Source organism: Martinezella lusitana (genome assembly GCF_010668395.1).
Lineage (GTDB): Bacteria > Pseudomonadota > Alphaproteobacteria > Rhizobiales > Rhizobiaceae > Rhizobium > Rhizobium lusitanum_A.
The window spans coordinates 47,169-71,724 of record NZ_WUEY01000010.1 but is presented as its reverse complement, the minus strand read 5'-3'; the positions used below and the strand labels follow the sequence as shown (position 1 = coordinate 71,724).

Below are 24,556 nucleotides of genomic sequence, written 5' to 3'. Positions count from 1 at the left end.
GCTGCAAGAACTGGATTGGTGCCGGGGAAGAAGGGGGAGCGGCTCGGGGAAACAGACCGCCGAGCGTCGGCCGGCTATTTCCTTTCCGTGCGGCAATAGCATCGCGAGCAGCGACCCGCTTATGAACCTTTCAGTTCATCAGCTTGCCTCTCCCGATTTTTCGCCATGGCTGCCGTGCGAGCCCTCCCTCGCACTCCTGTCAGCAAGCTTATTCAAGACGCCGCTGCATCGTGTTCCTCCTCCTATTTCGAGTCTTGACAGCTCGAGTTGTCATGTTGTTATGATGACATCACAAATCAAACCTGGCCGCAAGAGGATATTTGATGCAGGATAGATGGTCGTTTGTTGGAATGGGCGCTTCGGGCGCGGGGCTTGCAGCACATGCCACGCTTCGCGGCATGCACGTCGACGCGTGGTATGACGTTGATCCCGCCGTCGAGGCGGCAGTGCGCACTCAAGGAGGTTTCCTCTATTCCGGTATTTTCGGCGAAGGCCTGCTGGCCCTGCCGCCCATGGCGAGCGAACCGGGAGAGTTGGCGCGCGCCACGACGATCATGGTTTCCGTGACGGCGGATCAGCATGAGAACGTCGCGCGCTATCTGGCAAGCGTGCTCACCGACCGTCACCTGGTCGTCCTGCATTGCGGCTATGTCGGCGGAGGACGCGTCTTCCAGCAGGCCCTGCGCGCTGCCGGCTGCACGGCCCGGCCGAAAATCGTCGAGACGATCAACTCGCTCCATCTTTCAGGCCGCCCAAGCCCGGCCCACGTCGTCGCGCGCAGCCACAAGCTGTGGCTGGAACTTTCAGGGGTCGCAAGCGGGGATGCGGAATTCGCGATCGAGCGGATCGGCTCCCTGTGGCCGGAGTTGAAAATCGGTCCGAACGCGCTGCAATGCGGCCTTAACAATCCGAACAGCCTCGGCCACCTGCCGGTCATGCTCGGCCATCTCGGCCTGCTGAATTCGGATCACGGCGACCTCACCTGCGGGGTGCTGCATTTCAGTGAGGCCTATACGGATCATATCGTAAATCTTGCCCAGGCCTTCGAAAAGGAGCGCATGGCGGTGGTTCGGGCGCTCGGCCTCACGCCTTTGCCGGTCGCCGATTTCGACGCTCTTGCCTATCCGCCCGGCACACGGCTGGAGGAGGTGCTGCGCTTCGGACCGAAACTGCAGATGCGCTACCTTACCGAGGACCTGCCCTGCGACCTCGTGCCCTTCGAGGATCTGGCGCGGCTCGTCGGCTGCCCGACACCGTTGACGACGGCGATGATCGATCTTGTCAACGCAGGATTCCGTTGCAATTTTCGCGAGACCGGGCGCACCGTGGAGAAACTGGGAATCGAATGGATTGCCGAACAGGCGCCGACGGTGACGAAGACAATTGCCGGCTAGCGCCGCATCAAACTGGGACGAGGCGAATGATGGGATCACCGATAGCCGGAAAGCTCTACATGCAGGTGCAGTACGATCTGCAACGCCGTATTTCGTCGGGCGAGTTCAAGGCAGGTGAATTGTTGCCGACCGAAGAGCAGCTCTGCCGCGAATATGGCGTAAGCCGCATCACGCTGCGCCGGGCCTTCGACGGGCTGGTGGCCGATCTGTTCGTGGTGCGGCGCCAAGGCGTCGGCACCTTCGTCGCCGCCTTGCGCGATGCGCTCCAATCGGTCCGCCTGCGGGCCTATCTGGAGGACATTCTCGCGCTGGACCGGCACCTGAGCTTCAAGCTGCTGAACACCGCAACCATCCCCGCCTCCGCCAAGGTCGCCGAGCGCCTGCGCATTCCTGTCGGCGCCGGCGTCTGCCATGAGAACACGATCATTCTCCAGAACGATCAGCCCTTCATGGTGGGCGAAGGCCATTTCCCGGCCAGCTTGGTCTCCGCCATTAACCCCGAAGACTTTGCCAGCCATGAACAGCCGACCGAGCGCATCCTGCGTCGCGCCGGCGTCCGCATCGCTTCCGGCGAACAGAACATCATTGCGGCGGCGATACCGGAAAACTTCGCCGCCTACCTCGAACTGGCACCGGCAACGCCGGTGATCGCCGTCGAGCGGCTGTATTTCGACGACCGCGGCGCGCCTGTCGCCTTCATCAGTGGCTTCTACCACCCCGAACGCTATCAGCTGACGGCGGACATCGTGCCACGCGGGGGAACGGCGCCGCAGATCATTCCTCTTTCAAAAGATCGGAAATAAGTTTCCCATGTCCCAATTCGACCTCGTCATCCGGGGCGCTCGCTGCGCAACGGCATCGGATATTTTTGTCGCCGATATCGGCATCGTTGACGGTCGCATCCATACGCTCGGCCAGTCGATCGGGCCCGGCCGCCGGGAAATCGACGCCGGCGGGCGTTGGGTGCTTCCGGGTGGCGTCGACAGCCATCTCCATGTCGACCAGCGCCAGACGAGCGGCGGACTGACGGCCGACACTTTCACAACGGGCAGCATTGCCGGCGCCTGCGGCGGGACGACGACGATGATCCCGTTCGCGACGCAGAACCGCGGGCAATCGTTGCGTTGGGCCATCGAGGAGTATCACGAGCGCGCCGGCGGCAAGACCGCGATCGACTACAACTTTCACCTCATTATCGCGGACCCGACGACGGCCGCATTGCGCGAGGAACTGCCCGGCATCATCGCCGGCGGCTGTACGTCGCTGAAATTCTTCACCGTCTATGACGACGTGATGCTGAAGGACCACCAGTTGCTGAATGCGATGGCTGCCGCCAGCCGCGAGGGTGCAATGGTGATGGTTCACTGCGAGAATGCCGCCGGTGTCGCCTGGATGACGGAGCAGCTGCTGGAGCGCAATCTTCACGCGCCGAAATACCATCCGGCCGCCCGACCCGCCATCATCGAGCAGGAGGCCATCTACCGGATGACCGCCTTTGCAGAACTGACCGGCGTTCCGCTGATGGTCGTCCACGTCTCTGCCGGCGACTCCATCGGCCTGATAGAGAGCGCACGCCGCCGCGGCGTTCAAGTCTACGCCGAAACCTGCCCGCAATATATCGCCCTCGATTCGACCAATCTCGATCGGCCCGGCCTGGAGGGCGCCAAGGCGCAGTGCAGCCCGCCGCCGCGCTGGCCCGGCAATGAAGCGGCGATCTGGGAAGGACTGGAGAACGGCTTCTTCGACGTCTTCTCTTCCGATCACAGCCCCTACCGCTTCGACTCCTCGGGAAAATTTCCGCATGGCAGCGACGTGCCATTCAACCGCATCTCAAGCGGCGTGCCCGGCGTGGAAACCCGCTCGCCCATTCTCTTCTCCGAAGGTGTCGTCAAGGGACGGATCGACATCAACCGGTTCGTGGCGCTCAATTCGACCAACGCCGCCAAGATATACGGCCTCTATCCACGCAAGGGCACCATCGCCATCGGAAGCGACGCCGATCTCTGCATCTGGGACGACCAGTACGAGACGACGATCGCCAACAGCCGCCTCCACCACGCGGTCGATTATACGCCCTACGAGGGGATGCTCATAAAGGGCTGGCCGGCGATGACCATCCTGCGCGGCGAAGTCATTGCGGAATACCATTCTTTCTGCGGCAGGACGGACGCAGGCCAGTTCCTGCCCGCCGAAAAGCGCAGTCGCGCGAAAACCCCGACGCCGACCGAGGTCGAGCTGTCGAACCTGGGCGTATCGCCCCTATATGGATAGCCGGCTCTCTGCCGACAGAAATCGTATCCACTACGAATATAATGACTATACATTTTCTTTCAAATATCGTATACATAATTGTCGACAAGCTTGAGGAGGCTGTCACACCCGAATACGATATTTGCGGCTCTTTGGGAGCATTGTGCATCGACACTTCTGGCTGAGGTGGATGCAATGCGCGGCGCTATGAGCTGCAGTGAGAAGAAGGGATCGGGGTAGCCCAACGGGCGCTACAGCCGAGGGAGGAGACATGATGCCGATAGATCAGACTGCGCCGGACGCCGGCAAGGCGTCGCAAAGCCCGGGTTTCGACCGGGCGGGCTTCATCGAAGCCTTCGGAGCCTGCTTTCGCAACGGAGCATTTCTCGCCGGGCGAGCCTTCGATAGCGCGACGGTGCCTCTCACGGAGCCGGACAGCATCTATGCAGCCCTGCGGGACCAGTTTCACGCGGCCAGCGTTGCGGAGCGCCTGGAGGTCCTGAAGGCTTACACGCCACTCGATCCGGCCGTAAAAGCGGTGCAAATCGTCGAAAACGAACAGCAATCCTCCGGCTTGCGTGCCATGACGGCAGGCCAGCAGGCGAGGCTGCTCGACCTCCTGCCCCGCTATGCCGAAAAATTCGGCTTCGACGTTATCTTCGTGGTGCGCAACTACTCTACCGCTTCTCTGCTCGCCTCGCTCGAAGAGCGCATACTCGATAGCTACGAGACGGAATTGAGAACGACATACCGGGAAGTCGAGCAACTGGCGGAGATCCTCGTCAGGTCGCGGCTCTCGTAATCGCAGCCGGCACACCCGCCCGCCTTCCAATGTGACTTTCAACACACCATGCGAACGCGCCGCATCCATATCGGATTGCGTCGCCTGGGTAAGCGCGTCTGCCACACACAAATATTGTACACAAAAATATTGAAAATTGCATTCATTGGAAAAGCTGAATGCGTTCAATATCGCACAGACGATCTGGAGGATACCGATGCTTCAATGCCCCAGTAAAGCCGCCCGGATGGAACGGCCACATCCAAATCTTCACGCATCGGGGAGGCCGCATCAATGATAGGACCGGCACAAGGCAGCCCGAGCGGCACCCCCGCGGACACCCGGAGCTGGGATGTTCCCGACCTGCCCGACGATGCACCCGTCATCCCCCGGCCGCAGCCGTGGACACCGGTGGCGGCCGTCGTCTGCATCCTTCTGTTCGCATTCATCCTGTGGCGATTCCTGGAGAATCCGGTGGTCGACCGGGCGGTCATCTGGGAGTACCTCTTCAAGGACGTGACCCTGAGGGGCGTCGGCGTCACGCTCTATCTGACGGCGATCTCCATGGTCGCCGGCATCGCCGGCGCGATCCTGCTTGCTGTCATGAACCTGTCCGACAATATCGTTCTGTCGAGCCTGGCGCGGCTCTACATCTCGATCTTCCGTGGTACGCCGCTGCTCGTACAGCTCATCTTCTGGGGCTATCTCGGCATCTTCACCCCGGATATCTCGCTGAGCCTGCCGTGGCTCGGCACCATATTCTCCGTCCCGACTTCCGATGTCGTCACACCCATGGTGGCTGCGGTCCTGGCTCTCTCGCTCAATGCGGCCGCCTATTCGGCGGAGATCGTGCGCAGCGGCATCCTTTCCGTGCCTCGGGGGCAGCTCGAAGCGGCGCGCTCCGTCGGCATGACGCGGTCGCAGGCTTTTCGCCGGGTTGTGATGCCGCAGGCGCTGCGGGTCATCATCCCGCCGATGGGCAATGAGGTGATCGCCATGCTGAAGGGCACCTCGCTGGTCTCGGTCATTGCGGGTAACGACCTGATGACCAACCTGCAGAACGTCTATTCGCAGACATTCCAGATCATCCCGCTGCTGATCGTGGCCAGCATCTGGTACCTGGCCCTGGTCTCGCTTCTCACCATTCCCCAGTCGTGGCTCGAGCGCCGCTTCGGCCAGTCCGTGGCCCGCCCTCGCGTCCGCCGCCTGCCGGGCCGCCGCCAGGGCCTGCGCCTCGCTGCCATCGCCGGAAAGGCTTGACCATGACCGTTCATCCTCTCGTTCGGGTGAAAACCCTCACGAAATCCTACGGCCACAAGGTCGTTCTCAAGCGCATTGATCTCGATGTGCTCGAAGGCGAGGTCGTCGCGCTGATCGGGCCGAGCGGCTCGGGCAAGAGCACGCTTCTGCGCTGCATGAACCGGCTGGAGGGCCAGGACAGCGGCTGCGTGCTCGTTGCCGGCGAGCCTGTCGGCTACACGCTGCGGGACGGCGAGCTGCACGAGGTTTCGGACAAGCTCCTCTCCTTCCAGCGCCGCTCGATCGGCATGGTGTTCCAGGGCTTCAATCTGTTCCAGCACATGACCGTGCTTGAAAACATCATGGAAGGGCCGACCCTCGTCCTCAAGCAGCCGCGCGCCGAGGTGGAGCGGGAGGCGCGGCGCCTGCTCGATCTCGTCGGCCTCCGCGACCGGGCCGACCATTATCCCGCGCAGCTTTCCGGCGGCCAGCAGCAACGCATCGCGATTGCCCGCGCGCTGGCGATGAAGCCGCGCGTCATGCTTTTCGACGAGCCGACCAGCGCGCTCGATCCCGAACTTGTCGGCGACGTGCTCGAAGTCATGCGGACCCTGGCGCGTGAAGGCATGACCATGATCGTCGTCACCCACGAAATCGGCTTCGCCAGGGAGGTCTGCGATCGCGTGATCTTCATGGCGGATGGAGAGATCGTCGAGCAGGGCCCACCGGGCGAAGTCCTGCTCGATCCGAAGCATGACCGCACCCGGGAATTTCTTCGCAGGCTCCTTTAACAGTCCACGGAAAGGCACTCGCATGCATATTTCGAAAACGATTCTCGCCCCGTTCGTTGCCGCCGCATTGTCCTGCGCGGCCTTCGCCGGAGTGGCCCGCGCCGAGACGACCGATCAGGTCGTACTGGACAAGACCATCACCAAGGACCAGGCGGCAGCCGCCCTCGTCCCCGCCAAGTTCAACGGCAAGCTCCGGCTCGCCGTCTCCGCACCCTATGCGCCGTGGATGTATTTCGACGACAAGAACGAGCTCACCGGCATCGAGATCGACGTCGTACGGGCCGTCGCAGCCAAGCTGGGCGTCGGCATCACCTTCGACAACCTCAAGTTTGAAGGCACCATCCCGAGCCTGCAGGCAGGCAAGGACGACATGATCGCCGCCGGCATGGGCGACAACCCGAAGCGCGAGGAACTCCTCAACTTCGTCAACTACACCACGCTTGGCCTCGTCGTGCTCGTCCGCGACAACGATACGTCGATCAACGGCCTGATGGATCTCTGCGGCAAGTCCGTGAGCCGCATCAACGGCGACGTGTTCGGCCCCTGGGTCGAAGAGCAGCTGCAGCCGAAGTGCGCCTCGCTCGGCAAGAAGAAGATCGATGTCAGGACCTTTCCCGATCCGAACGCCGCGCTGCTGGCCGTCAAGAGCGGATCGGTGAATTCGGAAATCACCGGCCTCGTCTCGGCTACGACCGTCCTCAACAGCAAGGAGAATGCCGGTCAGTTCCGCATCATCCGCCCGGACAACAGCCCGCGCGGCTGGAAGCTCGCCAATGGCGGCTTTGCGGTGCTGAAGGGCGAGACGGAACTCACGAAGGCGATCGAAACCGCGCTGAAGTCGATGAAGGCCGAAGGCACGCTGCAGGCTATCGCCGCTCACTACGGCTATCCCGACGTCATCATCGACGACATCGTCGTGAACATGCCCGCCCCGGCCGGCGATATCGGCAATATCGAATGATGCCCTGACCGTGTGCCGCCGCTCGTCATCCACTACACGACGGGCGGCGGATTGCAACCGGATGCGAATACGACCGGCGCCTTCGACAGAAACGACGCCGATCTTCTCCCCGCCGGTTGCATCCATGTCCTGCGGTTCGCCGGAGCGGATGAGCGCTGCACATAACAAGCGGCAGATGCGGCCTCTCCCGGCTCGGCGCGTTTTGACCCGGCGAGCCAACGAAGCGCAGTCCATGCACGGCATCGCCACCCTCCCGAGAGACAGATGACGGATTATCCCGATGTTCTTTGACCAGGCCCTGACAGCACTCATCCAGGAAGCGGTATCCCGACCGGATATGCTGCAAGCGCGCTACACCTCGCTGCTGGCCGAAATCGAACGCCGAGACGCCACGCTAAAATCCTTCTGCGCCATCAATCGGGAATGGCTGGCAAGCGAACTCGACCGGATCGGCAAGATTTCGGTTTCGCCGCCGAAGGCGGGCCTGTTCGGCGTGCCGGTCGGGGTCAAGGACACGATCGTCGTATCCGGCCTGCCCACGAAAGCCGGTACGTCAGCCGATGTCGGGCACATTCTCGGGCTTTCTCAAAGCCCGGCCGTGACGCGGCTGCAGGAGGCGGGCGCGGTGATCGTCGGCAAGCAGGCGACGCATCAGTTCTGTTCCAGCGCCGGCCCGGCGGCGACGCAATCCCTGCGCGGCGCGGAATTCTTTGCCGGCGGCTCGACGGTTGGCGGGGCGTGGGCGGTTGCCGCCGGCTTTACCCGCCTTGCCCTCGGCAGCGACGCCGCCGGCTCGATCCGCCATCCCGCAGCGCTTGCCGGCGTCGCGGGGCTGCGGCCGCGCGAGGGCGTGCTTTCCGACGAAGGTCAGGTCAATGGCGCGCTCTCCGGACAGAGCACCGGTCTGCTTGCACGCAGCGCCGAAGACCTCGTCACCGTCTTCGAGCAATGTCCGTCGCTATTTGCCACCCCACAGGACCGGGCGATCGTCGACCGGGATCGACCGACCATCGGCGTTCCGGAGATCGGCTGGATGAATATCGATCCGGCAGCTGCCTCGGCCCTGCGTCTCGCCGCCTCGCGGCTTGCAGATGCGGGCCATAAGGTCGTGCGGACCGCGCTTTGGCTGACGCCGGACGCCATGGAGGATTTTTTCCTCGTCATGAATTTCGAGAATTGGCTCTTCCATCGGCGTCTGATGGTCGAGCATGCCGACATCTATCATCCCGACGTTTATCGCGTGATGCAGGCCGGGGCGTCGATAGAGCCGCAGGAGGCCGGCGCGGCGCGGCGGCGGCTGGCCGGACACCGGCGGCGTTTCCTCGACAGCGCCAATGCGGAAGGCCTCGACATCCTGCTCACGCCGAGCATCCCCTGGCCCGATATCCGCAGTGACGCCGGCCCACCGCGGGCACTATCGGCCGAAGGCGGGCGTTTTACGGTGCTTTCGAACATCTACGATCTCGACAGCCTCTCCGTGCCGGCGGAGCGGGAGCCTGGCGGATGGGCACGCTCCGTCATGCTGCAAGGGCTCACTGTTCCCCTGTCTCGCCTTCTGACGACCGCGAGCATCGTCGACCTGCGCCGCGCCGACGCAGCATAGCCGGGCTCGCAGGGCGGCCGCCTTCTGCCTCCCGTCCCCAGCGGGCAGAAGGCGGCCGGGGAAAGGGCAGAAATCCATCGCAACCTTGCGAAACCAACCAAGGAGACCGCACCACCATGCAGGATGTTTTGACGAACTGGCTGGAAGAGACCAAGGCCCCCGGCATTTCGCTCGCCATCGATGATGGCCACACCATCCGCTCTTTCAACGCGGGCGTGGCGGATGTGCGCACCGGCATCGCGGTCGGCGAGGAAACCACGTTTCAGCTCGGCTCGGTCTCCAAGGTGATTACCGCCTTCGTCCTGCTCGAGGTGATGGCTGCCCGCGGCCTTTCGGTCGATACACCCGTCATCGCCATCGCCCCCGACCTCAAGGCAAGCAACGAGCGCGCCTTTCACGACATGACGGTCCGCCATCTCCTCAATCACACCAGCGGACTGGAGTCGCAATGGTGGGTGGATTTCGGGCGTGGCGACTGCGCGCGAAAGATGGCTGCCCGCGCTATCGCCGCGACCCCTCTGCTTGCCCGGCCCGGCGAGCTGTTTTCCTATTCCGGGCCGGCCTTCATCCTGGCCGGCTACCTGACCGAGCTGCTCTGCGGCAGATGCTGGGAAGAACAGGTGCGCATGACCGTCGCCGCCCATATTGGAGATCACTCCATAACCGCCCGGCCGGAGGAGGTGCTGATGCAGCCGTCGGCCACGGGCTATGTCGCTTCTCCTGAAGCCGGTCGAGCGCCGGTTGCAGCAGCGCGATGGTATGCCCCGCTGGCACTTTCGCCCGGCGGCGGCCTGGTCGCGACGACGGCCGATCTCGCCCGGCTGACGCGTGCCATGCGGCATCGGTTCGGGCTCGATGCCGGCGCGGCGGAGGTATCACCTTCCTCGACGATACCGACGATCGGCTGGCGATACGACGGCTGGGGTCTCGGCATGGCAAAGTACCGGACATTCACGGACCTTGCCTGTTGGGGACATGATGGCACGACATCGGGTCAAGCCTATGCCGTTCGCCTCGCAGAAGGCCGCAGGCAAGTGGTGTCCGTCGCCACCAATGCCGTCTGGGCCGCCAGCCGGCTCGGAAAACTGGCGGAAGACGTGCTCGCCGGTCTGCTGAGCGATCCCGTTCGTCTTCAGCCCGTCGAACGGACGGATGCCCTTTCCAGCTACGCCGCATGGCGCCTGCCGGCCGGCACCGATATCGCCGGAACTTACCTTCGCCTCAACGCCACCATGCAGGTCCGGGCAAGTTCGGAAGGCAGCCTCGTCGTCGAGGAAATCGCGTCCCCCCAGGATGAAGAGAACTGGTTCGGGGGAAGACCGCCACATGGCACCGGCCCCATCAGGGACGAATTGCGGCGCGCCGGGCAGCATTCCTATGAGTCCGCATCCAGGCAGCTTCATTTCCTGTCGCATCCGGACGACTCCACCCGCCTCTATGTCCATAACGGCATGCGCGCCAATGTGCGCGCTCCGCGACCATGGGCTTGAGATCGAGCTGTACTCCACGAACGGCTGCCCCGGCATTGAACACCGGCACCGCATAGTCACCATCGCAAGGCGGGATATCGATGATCCTGCGAAAACTGCGCAGTATCGTGCAGGTGGATTTCAAGCCGATATCGCGCCAATATGTATCCAAATATTTTATTAAATGGATACAATCTTAATTGGCGCATTATGCGACTATTTCAAGTTTGCGAGAAAGGCGGCCGCGGATGGGCAAGCTGGCTCGGTGTACGCTCGCTTGCCCATCCTGCTGAGCGATCTTTCTCAAATATCTCTTGCTGCGCCTGCTTATCACTGATCCGAAATGTCCGTTTTCGCCATCGACCGGCAACACCAGCGAGGCGGCACTCTTTCGGGCAAGCCGAGAACCATGATTCCCAAGTGTACCCATCCCGTCACCCGCCCGAGAGGATGACGGGCGGTTTGTCATAGAGCAGCGAGCCGTCCCTTCGCGTCGCTATTGGCCGAGGCGCAGTGCACAAGGTGCCGGATGGATACATTCCGGTATCGGCGCTGCTGCCGAACCGACACATTTTTGCGCCAATACGGACCACAACTCCTGCGTTATCGTATTTTCCTTGTCTTTCTCAAAACACCAAGGCAATTGGGAACAGAGAAAGATTCACGATGGCGGTGCCGCGGCAGGATATGCGACGATGAACAACCCAAATGCCCCCGATCTGGATGAGAAAGGCGGCTCCAGGATCGATGCCGTTTATAATGCCCTGTTCCAAGCCATCCTGGCTCAGGAGTTGGTGCCCGGCACGAAACTGAGCGAAGAGACCATCGGCACGCTCTTTTCCGTCAGCCGCACGATCGTGCGGGCGGCCCTCAACCGCTTGCACACGGAAGCCCTGGTCGAATTCCGCCAGAACCGCGGCGCGTTCGTCGCTTCCACCACGCCGGAAGAAGCGCGCCAGGTGTTCGAGGCACGCAACGCCATCGAGCGGGAGGTTTTCCACAAGCTGGCTGCCCAAATCACAGACAAACAACTCCGAACGCTGCAGCAGCATCTCGAGGACGAACACAAGGTCGACGGCGACGACCATGCCCGCGCCATCTTGCTGTCGGGGGAGTTTCATCTTCTCGCGGCGCGCATGGCCGGCAACGAGGTTCTGGCCGGTTTCCTGAAGACGCTGATCTCGCGCACCTCGCTGATTCTGGCCCAGCACAGCACGCATCAGGAGCCTGATTGCAGCGTGGACGAACATGCCGAAATCATAGACGCGCTGCGCGACCGCAATCCGACAGCCGCAGCCGCCGCTATCGTCAAGCACCTGGGACAGGTGTTCGACCGCGCCAATATTGGCCAGCGGAAGAGGGCCGAGCGCAATCTGAGCGAGATCCTGTCGCGCTACGCGTGACTTGCACCGATCAAATGGGGGTTGGTTCGGCGACCGCCGGAAGCTCGGGTTGAGAGCCTGCGTGGGGTGGCGCTGTTGAGCCTGTCCAGCCTCTAAGTCCAAGCTCATTTGGATCTCGTCTGGCGCCGGAGCGGACCGGCTGCTTTATCTCTTTGTTTTTTAATGAATCCTACGGGCGCAGAAAAGCTCCTGAGCGTTTCCTTGTCCGACGGAAATAAAACTCCGACGGAAACAAGAAAACGCTCAGGATAGAAACATCCCCCGACCGAGGAGCGCCGGGAGAGGCTGGGAAAATCCTGGAGTGCCGACGGTGCGGTCGAAACGACCGGCCATATTCAAGCTGCGACTGGGCCTGCCCTCGCCTGCGCTGGCCTCACACTCGTCGAAATCCATGTTGATCCGACATCAACCCTCGTCCGCTTCCTTCGCTTGCCCTTTTCCACCCTCCACGGCAAGCAATGAGAAGCCCATCCGTTTTCGATTTTGGATACGATATTGTATCGAGATTATATTGTCAATGGATACAAAATCTGCGATGAGATGGATCACAAACGGCGGGCGCCATACTTCGCGGGAGCAGATGTAGGCCCGCTTCCAGCGCGCCAGATATTGACATCCGCAACCACCAGAGGAGTTCCTTCCGTGACCATTCCCGACAGCTATCACCGCGTCGCAGGTCTCGCCGTCCATCCCGTCCTGCATGCTTTCGTCGAGAAGGAGGTTCTGCCCAGCGCCCGGCTCGAGCCCGGCCCATTCTGGCAGGAGCTTGCCTCGATCATTCGCGACCTCGCTCCGAAACACCGTGAACTGCTCGCCGTTCGTGGCGAAATGCAGGACAAGATCAACGCCTGGCACCGGCAGAATAGAAGCAACCCGCACGACGCAGCCGCCTACGAGGCTTTCCTGCGCGAGATCGACTACCTGCGTGATCCGCCGGCGCACGACGCCTACCAGGTCGCGACCAAGAACGTCGACGCGGAGATCGGCACCCTCGCCGGCCCGCAACTCGTCGTGCCGCTCTCCAATGCCCGCTATGCGCTGAACGCCGCCAACGCCCGCTGGGGCAGCCTCTACGACGCACTTTATGCCACCGACGCCATTCCGGAAACTGACGGCGCTGCGCGCGGCACCGCCTACAATCCCGTGCGCGGCGCCGCCGTCGCCGCACGCGCCCGCAGCTTCCTCGACGAGGCCGCACCGCTCGACGGCATGAGCCACAGCGAAGCGACCGCCTACCTCATCGAATGCGGCCGGCTGCTGGCAATATCCGAGAACGGCGGCAGATACGGCTTGAAGAGCCCGGACAAGCTTGCCGGCTTCCGCGGCCCGCGGCATGCGCCGACCGCCATCCTGATCGCAAACAACAATCTTCATATCGAACTCGTCATCGATCCCGAAAGTGCGATCGGCCGGTCAGACAAGGCAGGCATTGCCGACGTGATCGTCGAATCCGCCGTCTCGACCATCATGGACCTGGAAGATGCCGTTGCCGCCGTCGATGCCGATGACAAGGTGGCCGCCTACCGCAACTGGCTCGGCCTGATGAGCGGCGCCTTGACTGCCCGGATCGAGAAGAACGGCACGGAGATCGAGCGGACGCTGGAAGGCGACCGCAACTACACGACCCCTGCCGGCGGCAACCTGACTCTGCATGGCCGCTCGCTGATGCTGGTGCGCAATGTCGGCCACCACATGTTCACAGACGCAATCCTCGACGAGAACGGCGAGGAGGTCCCCGAGGCGATCCTCGACTGCGCCATCACCGTCGCCAGCGCCGTGCAGGACATCCGCGGCGAAAACAGGATCCGCAACAGCCGCGCCGGCTCGGTCTACATCGTCAAGCCGAAGATGCACGGTTCCGACGAGGTCGGCCTTGCCGACCTTCTGTTCAAGCGCATCGAAGAGCTGGTCCGCCTTCCCAAATACACGATGAAGATCGGGACAATGGACGAGGAGCGCCGCACCTCGCTCAACCTCGCCGGTTGCCTGTCCCGCGTGCGTGACCGCACCGTCTTCATCAACACCGGCTTTCTCGACCGCACCGGCGACGAGATCCATACCGTGATGGAAGCAGGCCCCGTTGTGCGCAAGGCGGAAATGAAGCAGGCCGCCTGGATCAAGGCCTATGAGAACAACAATGTCGATGTCGGCATTGCCCGCAACCTGCCCGGCCGCGCTCAGATCGGCAAGGGCATGTGGGCCGCGCCGGACCGGATGGCAGACCTGATTTCGGAAAAGATCGGCCATCCGCGCTCGGGCGCGACCGTGGCCTGGGTTCCCTCGCCGACAGCAGCCACACTGCATGCGCTGCACTACCATGCGGCCGACGTGTCAGCGGTGCAGAACGGCCTGCGCGGCCGCCCGCGCGCCGGCACGCTGGAGGGGCTTTTGACCCTTCCGCTCGCCACCCGCCCCTATTCTCCCGAGGAGATCGAGGAAGAGCTGGAGAACAATCTCCAGGGCATTCTCGGCTATGTGGTGCGCTGGGTCGATCAGGGCATCGGATGCTCGACCGTTCCGGACATTCATGATGTCCGGCTCATGGAGGACCGCGCAACGCTACGCATTTCGAGCCAGCATGTCGCCAACTGGCTGCTGCATGGCATCGTCACCCAAACGCAGGTGCGGCAGGCGATGCGTCGCATGGCGGAGTTGGTGGACCGCCAGAACGCCAGTGACAGGGACTACCTGCCGATGGCGCCGGCCTTCGACGGCCCGGCCTTCAGAGCGGCCGAGGATCTGGTATTCGAGGGCCGCACGCAGCCCAACGGCTATACCGAGGCAATCCTGCATGCCCGCCGCCGCGAGGCCAAGGCACGCCGACACTAGCGACTAACCGTATGAACGGGCCTGCCAAGTGGCAGGCTCGTTCATCTTTATAAGGCAAGAACCTATTTCAAACGGTCTGCGAACTTGTCGATTGCCTTGATGGCGCAGGCTTCGTCGAAGGTGCCGCCCGGAGCGCCGCCGACGCCGATGGCGCCGACCGTGTCCTTGCCGACCTTCAGCGGCACGCCGCCGGCAAGCACCAGGAAGCCCGGGATATTGGCCAGGCCCGCGGCGCCCGGGTTCTTCTGAACAGTCTCGGCCATGCCGCTGGTCGGGTTGCGCGAGGAAGCGGAGGTGTAGGCCTTGGCGGTAGCGGCATTTGCCGTGTGGGCGCCGGCATTCTCGGCGCGCACCAGTGCCAGCAGGATGCCGGAACGGTCGGTGACGGCGGCTGCGACGTTATAGCCATCGGCTGCGCAAGCGGTAACGGCAGCCTGGGCAAGATCGACCGCAAGCGCGGTTCCAAGACTGGTCTGCCTGACGGTGTTGTCCGCAAGCGCCGGAGCGGCGAAGGAGGCGGCGAGGACGAGCGAAAGCAGGACGTTTTTCATTTCGGGAGTCTCCAAGGCGTTGTGTTTCCTGGAGGCCTGTCTAGCCGGGGCATCGCCTGCCGGAAATTCGCATCGCCACGGAGGCATATCGGTAGGATTACCGATGGGCAGCGAGCCAGATGCGCGTTTGTTCGGCTACGGCCGGCGTGCCGAGCTTCATGGCGATGCTCGCCCGATGGCTATCCACTGTACGGACGGAAACGTCGAGCGCTGCCGCGATCTCCTTGCTACCCAGGCCCTTCGAGACAAGTTCGATGACCTCCCGCTCCCGGGCGGTGAGCTGGTCCAGCAGGCGGCCGGTTTCGTTGCGCGCCAGAAGCTCGACAAGCTGCGCTTCGCAAGATTCGATCGCTTCCATCAGCACATGCTCGTCGACGGGCTTGGCAAGGAAATCCGCCACGCCCGCCTTGAATGCGCGGCGGCAGGCTTCGACGTCGCCATGACCGGTAATCATGATTGCCGGCCAATCGACGTTCATCTCCGCCAATTTCTTCAGAAGCTGCAATCCGCTGATTGCCGGCATGCGCAGATCGAGGATCAATATGCCGGGCCTTGCCTTGTCCATATGGGCGAGCAGATGCGCCGCATCCGGAAATGCCGTCACGTCCTTCCCGTAAGTGGAAAGCAGCAGCTTCAGCGCCTCGCGCACCGAGGCGTCGTCATCGACGAGATAGATCATGTCGCCCCTCCGGATGGCAAACGAATGGTAAAACGAGCGCCGCCGGCGTCGTTTCGCGCCTCGATCGTGCCGTCCATCTTTTCGATCAGCCGAACGCAAAGCGGCAGACCGAGCCCCATGCCGTCCGGCTTGGTGGTAAAGAATGGCTCGAAGATGCGGTCGAGCAAGGCGGGTTCGATCCCCGGTCCAGTGTCGGCGATCGTAACGATCGCCTGTCCGCCCTCGGGACCGGCCGTGAGGACAACGCGCCCGCCCGGCTGGCCAACGACAGCATCGGCGGCATTGCGGATCAGATTGTGGATGACCTGCTGAAACGAAATGACATCGACCGCAACGACGCAGGGCGCTTGGGCGATCGTAACGTCGAGCGCGATGCCCTGTTGCGCCAGATCCGCTTCAATGAGACGCAACGCATCGTTCAGCGCCTCGGCCAGCGCTACGTTCTCGATCCGCGCCTCCGCACCGGAGATATAGGCACGCATGCGGCCAAGGATATCGCCCGCCCGCTTCGCCTCGCGGATGTTGCCGTCCAGCGCCTGTTCGAGAATGTCCGCGCGGTCCAAGGTCAACGCCCGCCGCGCCGCCTGGCTCTGGCTCAGCATGGCGGCGATGGGCTGGGTCAGTTCATGGGCGATGCCCGAAGCCATTTCGCCCAGCGCATTGACACGGCCGGCATGGGCGAGTCGTGCCTCCTGCTCCAGCAGCGTGGCACGCAGCTCCTGCCTCCGCCTCTCCCGGCTCGCATTGCGATATTGCGCGCCCAGCCAGACCAATAGCGCCGCTCCGATCAGCAGCGGCATCAGCAACCTTAAGGGAAGCAGCTCGCCAAGGCTGAACCCCCTGCTGATCAACAGATGCAGCGGCTGTCCCGGATTGCTGGCGAAAAGGCCGGTCTTCACGTTCAGGATGGATGTGGCGCGTGCCGCATGGGTAAAGAGCACGGTATCGCCGAGCAACAGGCTGACCGAATATCCCGGAGGAATGCGGTCCATATCCAGAAGCCCGCCGGCGCTGATACGAAGCCGCAGCAGCAGCCCGGTTTCGACGAGCTTGTATATGTCGTAGGCATGCTGCTCCGGGATTGGTCGGAGAGCCGTTTCGCCCGGTTTGCCGAGCACGGGCAGATCGCCGGCCGAATGTTCCGCTTCGAAGACGGGGCCGCCGGGCCTGCCGTAGGCAATCACGCGGGCGCTCGTTCCGTCGACGTGGATCGTCGCTATATCGGTGATGCGGGGATAGAAGGCCGTTACCGACTCGGCGAGGCCCTGAACGCTCGCCGATGGCTCTGCTGGGGACATGCGGATCACCGCGGCAAGCGCCGTCATGTGCGCATCGTGCTGCGCCAGCTTCTCGGCCAGGAACGTCCCGGTCTCCCGCGTCCAGTCAGACAGCTCGGAAAGCCCGGATCTATATTGAAAAGCGGCCAGAAGAGCGACAACAACCACTCCCGTCGACAGCCAGATCACAAGAGAGCCGAAAGGGATGATCCGCGAGATTGAAAATCGTCTCATCATGGGCAGCGTCAAGGCGGCGGCGCATCCTATTGGTTTTCTGAGCGCTTATTCATCATGACAGAGGGGATAGCCGCAACCTCGAAATTACGACCGGTCAGATCTCGGACGGCATTCAGTCAGCCGGCTGGAGCAGGACGGACGTGGAGACTGCTGATCGTCAAGAGCTTCGCACAGATTGCAGCTGTCCTAGGGAGGCGAGGTCGCATCTTCGGCTTGGCTGATGCCAGGCCCATCGCTACCGCCCGGTCGGGTCATTCCGGCGGCAAGAAAGAACTCGACCGTTCCTTGCCACTCAAACTGCCGACCTTGGCGCGTCACCCCAACATCTGCATCGACCCAAGCCCCAGAATATCGTTCAGCAAGGCGAGCGCTATCCCTGCCGCCACGATGATGAGGCCGATTAGAAACAGCCTCCGCGAGCGGTCGTATTTCGCGGCGATCAGGGAATCGCGCGCAAGCAGGTCAGCGAATACCTTCACCTGGAGGGCGATACCGATCGTCAGCAATGCCATCGGGGCGATGTCGATGCGACTCCAGTCGTTTGGGTTCGAGAGCCAGCGGCCGATGAAGTTCAGCGAGAAGCCGAGAATGATCCCCGCAGCCGTCAGCGAGCCGTTGCGGAACGTCGAATCGATCTTTTCCTCTGGATCAGGCTCTGGCATCGCGATTGTCCGGTTCAAGGCCATCAATGACGACAGCCTAGCATAGGCGGGACAGGCAATTCATCTTGCTTTCAACGATCGATGGCACCGATGACGACAAAGACTCTGCATCGGAACGGATGGGCTAGCCGAACTCTCGCCCTGTTTGACTGTCTCGACGCGAACCGAAGCATTGATGTTTCCTCCCGGGATGAAGAGGCCCGGCCGTGAGCCGGGCCTCCTTTTTGGTTATCCCGCATTCGTTACTTTGCGATCGGGGCGTAGCTGCCATTGCTCCAGCGGTTGATGTCGTAGCTGGCGTTCTTCAAGTCGCCCTTCTGGTCGAAGGTGACGCTGCCGACGACCGTATCGATCGGCTTGCCGTCCTTCAGCGCCTCGGCAACCTTGGTCGGATCATCCGAACCGGCACGTTCGATACCCTGGGCGAAAGCCTGGATCACGGCATAGGAGAAGAGCGTGAAGCCTTCCGGCTTGAAGCCGCCGGCCTGGATCTTCTGGACGGCTTCCTTCGCCTCGGGCTTGGCCTGTGGATCGGACGGGAAGACGAACATGGTGCCCTCGCCAGCGGAACCGGCAACCTGCCAGAATTCCGGCGATGCAATCGAATCGGGCATGATCAGCTGGAACTTGTAGTTCTGCTCGGCCGCCTGCCGCAGGATCAGGCCGGCCTCCGGATGGTATCCGCCGAAATAAACGACATCGACTTTGGCGTTCTTCAGCTTCAGCACGAGGGCGTTGTAGTCCTTTTCACCTGGGTTGATACCTTCAAAGAGTATCTCCTTGAGGCCATTCGCGTTCATGGTGGCGCGCACGGCATCCGCAACACCCTGGCCATAGGCCGTCTTGTCGTGCAGGACAGCGACGTTCTTGCCGGCATATTGCTTGGCGATCCACGGGCCGATGAAAGCGCCCTGCGCATCGTCACGCGTATAGAGACGCATGATATTGGTCCAGCCCTTGGCGGCGGCATCGTCCGTCATTGCCGGGTTGGAGGAAGCCGGACTCATCATCAGCGTGCCATTTTCGGCATAGACCGCGGAAGCGGGGATACTCGAGCCGGAGCAGGCGTGACCGTCGACAAAGTTGATGCCGCTTGCTGCGATACGGTTTGCGACCGAGACGGCCTGCTTCGGATCGCATTGGTCATCCTCGAACTGCAGCTTGATCTGGCGGCCCATCACGCCACCCTTGGCGTTTATCGCGTCGGCCGCCGCTTGCGCACCCTGCCTGAACTGGTCGCCAATCGTGGCGAGCGGACCGGTCAATGGACCGGCAACAGCGAAAGTCAGGTCTTCGGCCCGTGCGGCGGTGCCCATGAGCAGGCCGATTGCCGTGCCGATGATTAGAATTTTTCTCATTGTCTCAACTCCCTTTTTTGCCCGCACCAGCGCGGGTCGCTCCTTCCAGAATAAAATCTTTACCGGCCGGCAACGCCGGCAGCCGCTCTCCAAGAGAGCGGCTGCGCTTCGAGCCATTCCCAGAGATAGGCGCCAAGCCCCCGGTCCACATGAATGCGCAGGGTCTCGATGTCGTTGTATCGGTACACGGTGGCCATAACGCCGCAAAAGAGCATTGCAGCGCAAGGTCCGGGATTGTTCGGATCGATCGTCGTTGCCCGCGCGACAAGATCGGGCACGCCTTCTCCGCGCGCTTGAAGGACGCGAAATGCCGAACCGAACGTCGTCACGCCATAGCCGTCGTCATGCCAGCCGTCGGCGCAGGCCGAGGCCGGAATGCCAACGGCGAGCAGCCGGTCACGGGCAACACGCACAGCATAGCGCTCGCCGGAGGCAAGTCCCAACGCGCCGACCTCCGCAAGCTCATGTCGGACAAGGAAGCGGCCGATGTCGCCACTGACGAGGCGCTGCGGCAGGCCGATGATGGCGCTGACGTGCAGGCTCGGCGCGGCAAGACGCGCATTCGCCCAATCCGGCTCCGGCCGCCACTTGCAGGAATGGTCAAGCATGAAGACGGGTTCCTTCCGGATCGAAGGCGCACGGGGCGACGATGCGGGCATGCCGCACCTCCCGAAGGTGCTGTAGTTCGATGACGTCGCCCATGCGCGCGAGACCGCGTTCGATAAGACCGAGCGCGATCGGCTTCTGCAGGGTCGGGCTGAAATAGCTCGACGTGACATAGCCTGTGCTGCGCAAACCGCACGCGCCGCGCTCGATACCATGCGCGCCGGTCGGCAGGTGGCCCTTGCCGTCCGCCGCCTCAAGCCCGACGAACTGCCGGCGGTCAGGCCGCATGGCATCTTCCGTAATCAGCGAGCGGCGACCGATGAACTCAGTCTTTTTCCTTTCCAGCGGCGCGGTCAGGCCGAAATCCATCGGCCGGCTGGTGCCGTCGGTATCCTTGCCGATGACGATGTAACCCTTTTCCGCACGCAGGATCATGAGCGCCTCGAGGCCTAGCGGCGTCACGCCGAAAACCTCGCCTTCCCGCCACAACCGCGACCATAGCGCGGCGGCATGATCGGCGGGGACGGAAATCTCGTAGGATCGTTCGCCGGTAAAGCTGACACGGGCGATCCGCACCGGAATGCCCTCGAAAGTGCCCGGCACGACGGCCATATGCGGCAAGCTCGCATCATCGAGAGCAGCGTCAAGGCCGATCGCGGCGACAAGCGCCGACGCGCGCGGCCCCGTCACCGTCAGCGTTGCCATCTCGGCCGTGGCATTGTGGATGAAGACACGCCGCCGGTCGAAACGGTCCTGCCGCCACTCTTCCAGCAAGGCGTGCACCCCCGCGACGTGGGAGGAGGAGCAGGAGACGACGAAGCGGTTTTCCTCGAGCCGCACGAGCACGCCGTCGTCATAGATGTTTCCGCCTTCGGTAAGAATGAAGCCGTAGCGGCAGCGGCCGGGCGCAAGTGTCGACACGGTGTTGTAGTAGATGAAGTCAAGAAAAGCCGCGGCATCCGGCCCGATAACCTCGATCTTGCCGAGGGGCGACCCGTCAAAGAGTGCGACGCCCGTGCGCGAAGCCTTGGCCTCCAGCTGGATACGTGCCTCCGGCGACCCCTCGCCATAGAAGGCCGGCCGCAGCCAGCCGCCATAGTCGCGCAACACCGCACCGTGCGCCCGATGCTCCCTTTCGAGCGGCAGGCGGCGCAGGGGGTTCATGCGCGTGCCGGAACGAACCCCGGCGAAGGAGACAAGCGGAACCGGAGTGAAGGGTGGGCGATAGGTCGTCGTGCCGATCTCGGGAATGCGCCGGCCTGTGATTTCGGCCATCAGCGCCAGACCGTTGACATTGGAGGTCTTGCCCTGGTCAGTCGCCATGCCAAGCGTGGTATAACGCTTCAGATGCTCGACGGAGACGAAGTTTTCCCGCACGGCAAGCTCGACGTCCTTGGCCGTGACGTCGTTTTGAAGGTCGATCCAGACGCGATCCTTCACCCGCGGCTTCGGCCAGGCGGCGACGATGCCGAAATGACGGGTCGCGCCGTCCGCAAATTCCGCTGGAAGGCCGAAGTCACCCGCCGCCGCTCCCACAACCGCGACGCCCTCGACCGGCCGGCCGGGCACGAAGGCGAGGATGTCATCGCGCCAGTCGAGCTTGCCCTGGGCCTGGCAGTACAGATGCACGGTCGGCGTGAAGCCCCCGGAGGCGAGCACAGCATCGGCCTCCAGAACGCTGCCGTCGGAAAGCCGCACGGCGCTCACCACTTCCCGACCGCTTGCGGAAATCACGGTCAGGCCTTTCAGCACCCGGAGCCCGGTGGGCACGGGGATATCATCGCGATAGTCGACGACCGTGACCTCAGCACCCGTTGCCGCCAGCGCCTCCGCCGTCTCGTAGGCCAGACCGTTGTTCGTGGCGACGACGACCTTGCGTCCGGCGGCAACGCCGAAACGGCGAAGATAGACGAGCGCGGCCTCGGCGGACATGATGCCCGGCAGGTCGTTGTTGCCGAATGGCAGCGGCCGTTCGATGGCGCCCGTGGCAAGCACGATGGATTTCGCGCGAACGCGCCACAGCCGCTCAGGTACGCCGTCCGCGCCTTTCTGGCTTAGGGCGACCAGGCGATGGTCGTAGATTCCAAACGCCGTCGTGTCGGTCAGCACCAGCGCGCCGGCCTGCCGCAGTTCCGCTGCCACGTCCGCAGCCCATTCCGCGCCCGGCTTGCCTTCGAGGATCGCCGCACGGTGGAGCAGGCTGCCACCGACTTGCCGCCCGTCGTCGCAGAGCACGACACGCTGCCCGGCGCGCAGGGCCTTGCGCGCCGCGGCAAGGCCCGCCGGCCCGGCGCCGACCACGAGCACGTCGCAATGATGATTGATCTGCTCGGCGAAGGACGGCTCCCGCAGTGTCGCGTCCAGCCTGCCGAGGCCCGCCATCTGCCGGATGCGCGGCTCGAACAGGTGCCAATCGGGAAACATGAAGGTCTTGTAGTAGAAGGCGGCCGGTATGAAGCGCGAGAAAGCGTCGAGGAAGGCGTGGCGATCCTTCTCCGCGCTTGGCTCGGCATTGACGCTGCGTACGATGAGCCCATCTGCGGCCAGCAATTGCGTGGCGCGCGTGTTCGGCATCGCGCCCGCAACATCGACCAGGGCATTCGGCTCCTCGACGCCCGCCCCCCATAGCCCGCGCGGGCGATGATATTTGAAACTGCGACCGAGAACGGAGACACCGCCGGCAAGCAGCGCCGAGGCCACCGTGTCGCCCGCAAATCCCTCGACTGCCTTGCCGTCGAAGGTGAAGCGCAGCGGCCGTGTCGTGTCGATGGCCGTACCGCCCTTAGTGCGCCATGCCGTCATCGCCGCTTCCTTCCGTGAGTGCGAAGGACCGCGCCACGCCATGGTGCACGGTGTCGCGCTCCATACGGAAGACCTCCCCGCAGGTCATGTGCATCCAGATCTCGTTCGCCGGGCCGCGCAGGTTGTTCCGCTCGTACAGGTAGGCCGTCCATTTTCCGTCGGTCACGTCGCGAAAACCCTCCGGGCGATGGTTGCCGGCATCGCCGCCGAAATGAAATTCGGTCTCGCTTCTGGGGCCGCAGAATGGGCATGGGAAAAGCTGCATTGCGGTCCCCCTAGTGCGCGATGCCGGAGCCGGCAGCCTCGTCGATCAACCGCCCGCGTGTGAAGCGGTCGAGATCGAAGGGTCGGCTGACGTCGTGATGCTTGCCCGTGGCGAGCAGATGAGCAAGGAGCGTGCCGCCGGCCGGTATTGCCTTGAAGCCCCCCGTTCCCCAGCCGCAGTTCAGGAAGAGGCCCGGCAGCGGGCTCTCGCCAAGGATCGGCGAGGAATCCGGCGTCACGTCGACGATGCCCGCCCATTGGCGCATCAATCGCAGCTGTCGGAAGCTCGGGAACATTTCGAGCAGCCCCGCGATCACGTCCTCGAGCATCGGCAGGTTGCCGCGCTGGCCATAGGAGGGAACCCGGTCGAGACCGCCGCCGATGACGAGTTCACCCTTGTCCGACTGGCTGGCATAGGTGCCGGTTGCCGGCGAGAGCACGACCGTATCGAGCGCCGGCTTGATCGGCTCGGAAACACAGGCCTGCAAGGCATAGGACGTGATCGGCAGGCGGAAGCCGGCCTTGGCTCCGAGATGCGAGGAATGGCCTGCAACGACCATGCCGACCCGATCGGCGCGGATCTCGCCGCGGCTGGTCTTCACGCCACGGCACCGGCCGCCCTCGACGAGGAATTCCTCGACTTCGCAGGACTGGATAATATCGACGCCCAACCGGTCGGCAGCGCGCGCATAGCCCCAGGCGACCGCATCATGGCGCGCTGTGCCGGCCCTTCCCTGCCAGACGCCACCGAAGACCGGATAGCGCGCCTCGGGCGACATGTTGAGCAGCGGCAATACGCGTCGCACGTCCTCCACGCCGAAAAGCTCGGCGTCAGTGCCATTGATCTGCATGGCGTTGACGGTACGTGCCGCCATCTCCATCTCCGTCTCGCTGTGGGCCAACGTGATAATCCCACGCTGGGAAAGCATGACGTTGTAATTGAGCTCGCGGCCGAGGCCCTCGTAGAGCTTCAAGGCCATTTCGTAGAGCGCCGCGCTCTCGGGAAAGAAGTAGTTGGAGCGTATGACCGTCGTGTTCCGGCCGGTATTGCCGCCGCCCAGCCAACCCTTTTCGATGACCGCCACGTTGCGGATGTTATGAACCTTGGCGAGATAATAGGCCGTTGCCAGCCCGTGCCCGCCGCCGCCGATGATGAGGATGTCGTAGCGTGGCTTCGGCTGGGGTGACCGCCAGGCCTGCCACCAGCCCGTCTGACCAGCAAGCCCCTCCTTCAGGAGTGAAAGTGCGGAATAGTGCCGCGTCATCGCGAAATCCCGCCGCCGGCATGGTGCGTTGCGCGGCGGTAAAGCGGCAAGGCTGAGTGCGGTTTCATGCGCTGCCCCATTCTGAAAAACCGTGCGAGAGCCCCCATGCACCCGCCAGGCAACAGAAATACCCAT

20 protein-coding genes are annotated in these 24,556 nt (G+C 63.2%); 11 read left to right on the top strand and 9 right to left on the bottom strand.

Annotation, left to right across the window (positions count from 1 at the left end):
- Positions 1-323 precede the first annotated feature (323 nt).
- From GR212_RS21035 to GR212_RS20985, 11 genes are all read left to right on the top strand, one after another.
- The gene (locus GR212_RS21035; protein ID WP_163989034.1) at positions 324-1,394 is read left to right on the top strand and encodes an NAD/NADP octopine/nopaline dehydrogenase family protein; all 1,071 of its coding nucleotides are present in this window, start codon (positions 324-326) and stop codon (positions 1,392-1,394) included.
- Positions 1,346-2,197: a GntR family transcriptional regulator gene (locus GR212_RS21030; RefSeq protein WP_348643496.1), complete on the top strand. Its 852-nt coding sequence runs from the start codon at positions 1,346-1,348 to the stop codon at positions 2,195-2,197. The genes GR212_RS21035 and GR212_RS21030 overlap by 49 nt, the downstream gene beginning before the upstream one ends.
- Positions 2,198-2,204: 7 nt before the next feature.
- A complete protein-coding gene (hydA, locus tag GR212_RS21025) occupies positions 2,205-3,665 on the top strand; it encodes a dihydropyrimidinase (RefSeq protein WP_163989030.1) in 1,461 nt (486 codons plus the stop codon).
- A 250-nt stretch (positions 3,666-3,915) separates the two neighbouring features.
- Entirely contained in the window at positions 3,916-4,446 is a 531-nt protein-coding gene (locus GR212_RS21020; protein WP_163989028.1) for a 2-oxo-4-hydroxy-4-carboxy-5-ureidoimidazoline decarboxylase, read from the top strand.
- Between the two features lie 273 nt (positions 4,447-4,719).
- On the top strand, positions 4,720-5,685 hold the full coding sequence (locus tag GR212_RS21015; RefSeq protein WP_163989027.1) for an amino acid ABC transporter permease: 966 nt from the start codon (positions 4,720-4,722) through the stop codon (positions 5,683-5,685).
- A 2-nt stretch (positions 5,686-5,687) separates the two neighbouring features.
- Positions 5,688-6,455, top strand: a complete 768-nt coding sequence (locus GR212_RS21010; RefSeq protein WP_163989025.1) for an amino acid ABC transporter ATP-binding protein — start codon at positions 5,688-5,690, stop codon at positions 6,453-6,455.
- Between the two features lie 22 nt (positions 6,456-6,477).
- The gene (locus GR212_RS21005) at positions 6,478-7,416 is read left to right on the top strand and encodes a transporter substrate-binding domain-containing protein (protein ID WP_163989023.1); all 939 of its coding nucleotides are present in this window, start codon (positions 6,478-6,480) and stop codon (positions 7,414-7,416) included.
- A 280-nt stretch (positions 7,417-7,696) separates the two neighbouring features.
- On the top strand, positions 7,697-9,019 hold the full coding sequence (locus GR212_RS21000; protein WP_163989021.1) for an amidase family protein: 1,323 nt from the start codon (positions 7,697-7,699) through the stop codon (positions 9,017-9,019).
- A 116-nt stretch (positions 9,020-9,135) separates the two neighbouring features.
- Positions 9,136-10,509: a serine hydrolase domain-containing protein gene (locus GR212_RS20995; protein ID WP_163989019.1), complete on the top strand. Its 1,374-nt coding sequence runs from the start codon at positions 9,136-9,138 to the stop codon at positions 10,507-10,509.
- A gap of 674 nt (positions 10,510-11,183) precedes the next feature.
- Positions 11,184-11,891, top strand: coding sequence for a GntR family transcriptional regulator (locus GR212_RS20990; RefSeq protein WP_163989017.1), 708 nt, complete (start codon positions 11,184-11,186; stop codon positions 11,889-11,891).
- Positions 11,892-12,533: 642 nt separating this feature from the next.
- The gene (locus tag GR212_RS20985; RefSeq protein ID WP_348643495.1) at positions 12,534-14,720 is read left to right on the top strand and encodes a malate synthase G; all 2,187 of its coding nucleotides are present in this window, start codon (positions 12,534-12,536) and stop codon (positions 14,718-14,720) included.
- A gap of 62 nt (positions 14,721-14,782) precedes the next feature.
- Here the strand turns inward: GR212_RS20985 and GR212_RS20980 are convergent, their stop codons facing one another.
- The 9 genes from GR212_RS20980 to GR212_RS20940 all read right to left on the bottom strand — a co-directional run bounded on the left by GR212_RS20980 (position 14,783) and on the right by GR212_RS20940 (position 24,421).
- On the bottom strand, positions 14,783-15,271 hold the full coding sequence (locus GR212_RS20980; protein WP_163989013.1) for a GlcG/HbpS family heme-binding protein: 489 nt from the start codon (positions 15,269-15,271) through the stop codon (positions 14,783-14,785).
- A gap of 97 nt (positions 15,272-15,368) precedes the next feature.
- Positions 15,369-15,950, bottom strand: coding sequence for a response regulator transcription factor (locus GR212_RS20975; RefSeq protein WP_163989011.1), 582 nt, complete (start codon positions 15,948-15,950; stop codon positions 15,369-15,371).
- The gene (locus GR212_RS20970; RefSeq protein WP_163989008.1) at positions 15,947-17,464 is read right to left on the bottom strand and encodes a sensor histidine kinase; all 1,518 of its coding nucleotides are present in this window, start codon (positions 17,462-17,464) and stop codon (positions 15,947-15,949) included. The genes GR212_RS20975 and GR212_RS20970 overlap by 4 nt, the downstream gene beginning before the upstream one ends.
- A gap of 314 nt (positions 17,465-17,778) precedes the next feature.
- A complete protein-coding gene (locus GR212_RS20965; protein WP_163989007.1) occupies positions 17,779-18,126 on the bottom strand; it encodes a hypothetical protein in 348 nt (115 codons plus the stop codon).
- A 242-nt stretch (positions 18,127-18,368) separates the two neighbouring features.
- Complete coding sequence (locus GR212_RS20960; protein WP_163989004.1) at positions 18,369-19,484, bottom strand: branched-chain amino acid ABC transporter substrate-binding protein; 1,116 nt, start codon at positions 19,482-19,484, stop codon at positions 18,369-18,371.
- Positions 19,485-19,543: 59 nt separating this feature from the next.
- A complete protein-coding gene (locus tag GR212_RS20955; protein WP_163989002.1) occupies positions 19,544-20,092 on the bottom strand; it encodes a hypothetical protein in 549 nt (182 codons plus the stop codon).
- Positions 20,085-22,892, bottom strand: coding sequence for a 2Fe-2S iron-sulfur cluster-binding protein (locus GR212_RS20950; RefSeq protein WP_163989000.1), 2,808 nt, complete (start codon positions 22,890-22,892; stop codon positions 20,085-20,087). The genes GR212_RS20955 and GR212_RS20950 overlap by 8 nt, the downstream gene beginning before the upstream one ends.
- Complete coding sequence (locus tag GR212_RS20945; RefSeq protein ID WP_163988998.1) at positions 22,873-23,157, bottom strand: sarcosine oxidase subunit delta; 285 nt, start codon at positions 23,155-23,157, stop codon at positions 22,873-22,875. The genes GR212_RS20950 and GR212_RS20945 overlap by 20 nt, the downstream gene beginning before the upstream one ends.
- Positions 23,158-23,167: 10 nt before the next feature.
- On the bottom strand, positions 23,168-24,421 hold the full coding sequence (locus tag GR212_RS20940; protein WP_163988996.1) for a sarcosine oxidase subunit beta family protein: 1,254 nt from the start codon (positions 24,419-24,421) through the stop codon (positions 23,168-23,170).
- Between the last annotated feature and the right edge of the window lie 135 nt (positions 24,422-24,556).

Bases quoted from the DNA above. Each gene is read 5' to 3' on its own strand.
- GR212_RS20955 (WP_163989002.1), bottom strand. From the start codon at position 20,092: ATGCTTGACCATTCCTGCAAGTGGCGGCCGGAGCCGGATTGGGCGAAT.
- GR212_RS20990 (WP_163989017.1), top strand. From the start codon at position 11,184: ATGAACAACCCAAATGCCCCCGATCTGGATGAGAAAGGCGGCTCCAGG.
- GR212_RS20980 (WP_163989013.1), bottom strand. From the start codon at position 15,271: ATGAAAAACGTCCTGCTTTCGCTCGTCCTCGCCGCCTCCTTCGCCGCT.
- GR212_RS21030 (WP_348643496.1), top strand. From the start codon at position 1,346: ATGGATTGCCGAACAGGCGCCGACGGTGACGAAGACAATTGCCGGCTA.
- GR212_RS20960 (WP_163989004.1), bottom strand. From the start codon at position 19,484: ATGAGAAAAATTCTAATCATCGGCACGGCAATCGGCCTGCTCATGGGC.
- GR212_RS20940 (WP_163988996.1), bottom strand. From the start codon at position 24,421: ATGACGCGGCACTATTCCGCACTTTCACTCCTGAAGGAGGGGCTTGCT.
- GR212_RS21010 (WP_163989025.1), top strand. From the start codon at position 5,688: ATGACCGTTCATCCTCTCGTTCGGGTGAAAACCCTCACGAAATCCTAC.
- GR212_RS20950 (WP_163989000.1), bottom strand. From the start codon at position 22,892: ATGACGGCATGGCGCACTAAGGGCGGTACGGCCATCGACACGACACGG.
- GR212_RS20970 (WP_163989008.1), bottom strand. From the start codon at position 17,464: ATGATGAGACGATTTTCAATCTCGCGGATCATCCCTTTCGGCTCTCTT.
- GR212_RS20975 (WP_163989011.1), bottom strand. From the start codon at position 15,950: ATGATCTATCTCGTCGATGACGACGCCTCGGTGCGCGAGGCGCTGAAG.
- GR212_RS21000 (WP_163989021.1), top strand. From the start codon at position 7,697: ATGTTCTTTGACCAGGCCCTGACAGCACTCATCCAGGAAGCGGTATCC.
- hydA (WP_163989030.1), top strand. From the start codon at position 2,205: ATGTCCCAATTCGACCTCGTCATCCGGGGCGCTCGCTGCGCAACGGCA.
- GR212_RS21015 (WP_163989027.1), top strand. From the start codon at position 4,720: ATGATAGGACCGGCACAAGGCAGCCCGAGCGGCACCCCCGCGGACACC.
- GR212_RS20965 (WP_163989007.1), bottom strand. From the start codon at position 18,126: ATGCCAGAGCCTGATCCAGAGGAAAAGATCGATTCGACGTTCCGCAAC.
- GR212_RS21035 (WP_163989034.1), top strand. From the start codon at position 324: ATGCAGGATAGATGGTCGTTTGTTGGAATGGGCGCTTCGGGCGCGGGG.
- GR212_RS20945 (WP_163988998.1), bottom strand. From the start codon at position 23,157: ATGCAGCTTTTCCCATGCCCATTCTGCGGCCCCAGAAGCGAGACCGAA.
- GR212_RS20995 (WP_163989019.1), top strand. From the start codon at position 9,136: ATGCAGGATGTTTTGACGAACTGGCTGGAAGAGACCAAGGCCCCCGGC.
- GR212_RS21020 (WP_163989028.1), top strand. From the start codon at position 3,916: ATGATGCCGATAGATCAGACTGCGCCGGACGCCGGCAAGGCGTCGCAA.
- GR212_RS21005 (WP_163989023.1), top strand. From the start codon at position 6,478: ATGCATATTTCGAAAACGATTCTCGCCCCGTTCGTTGCCGCCGCATTG.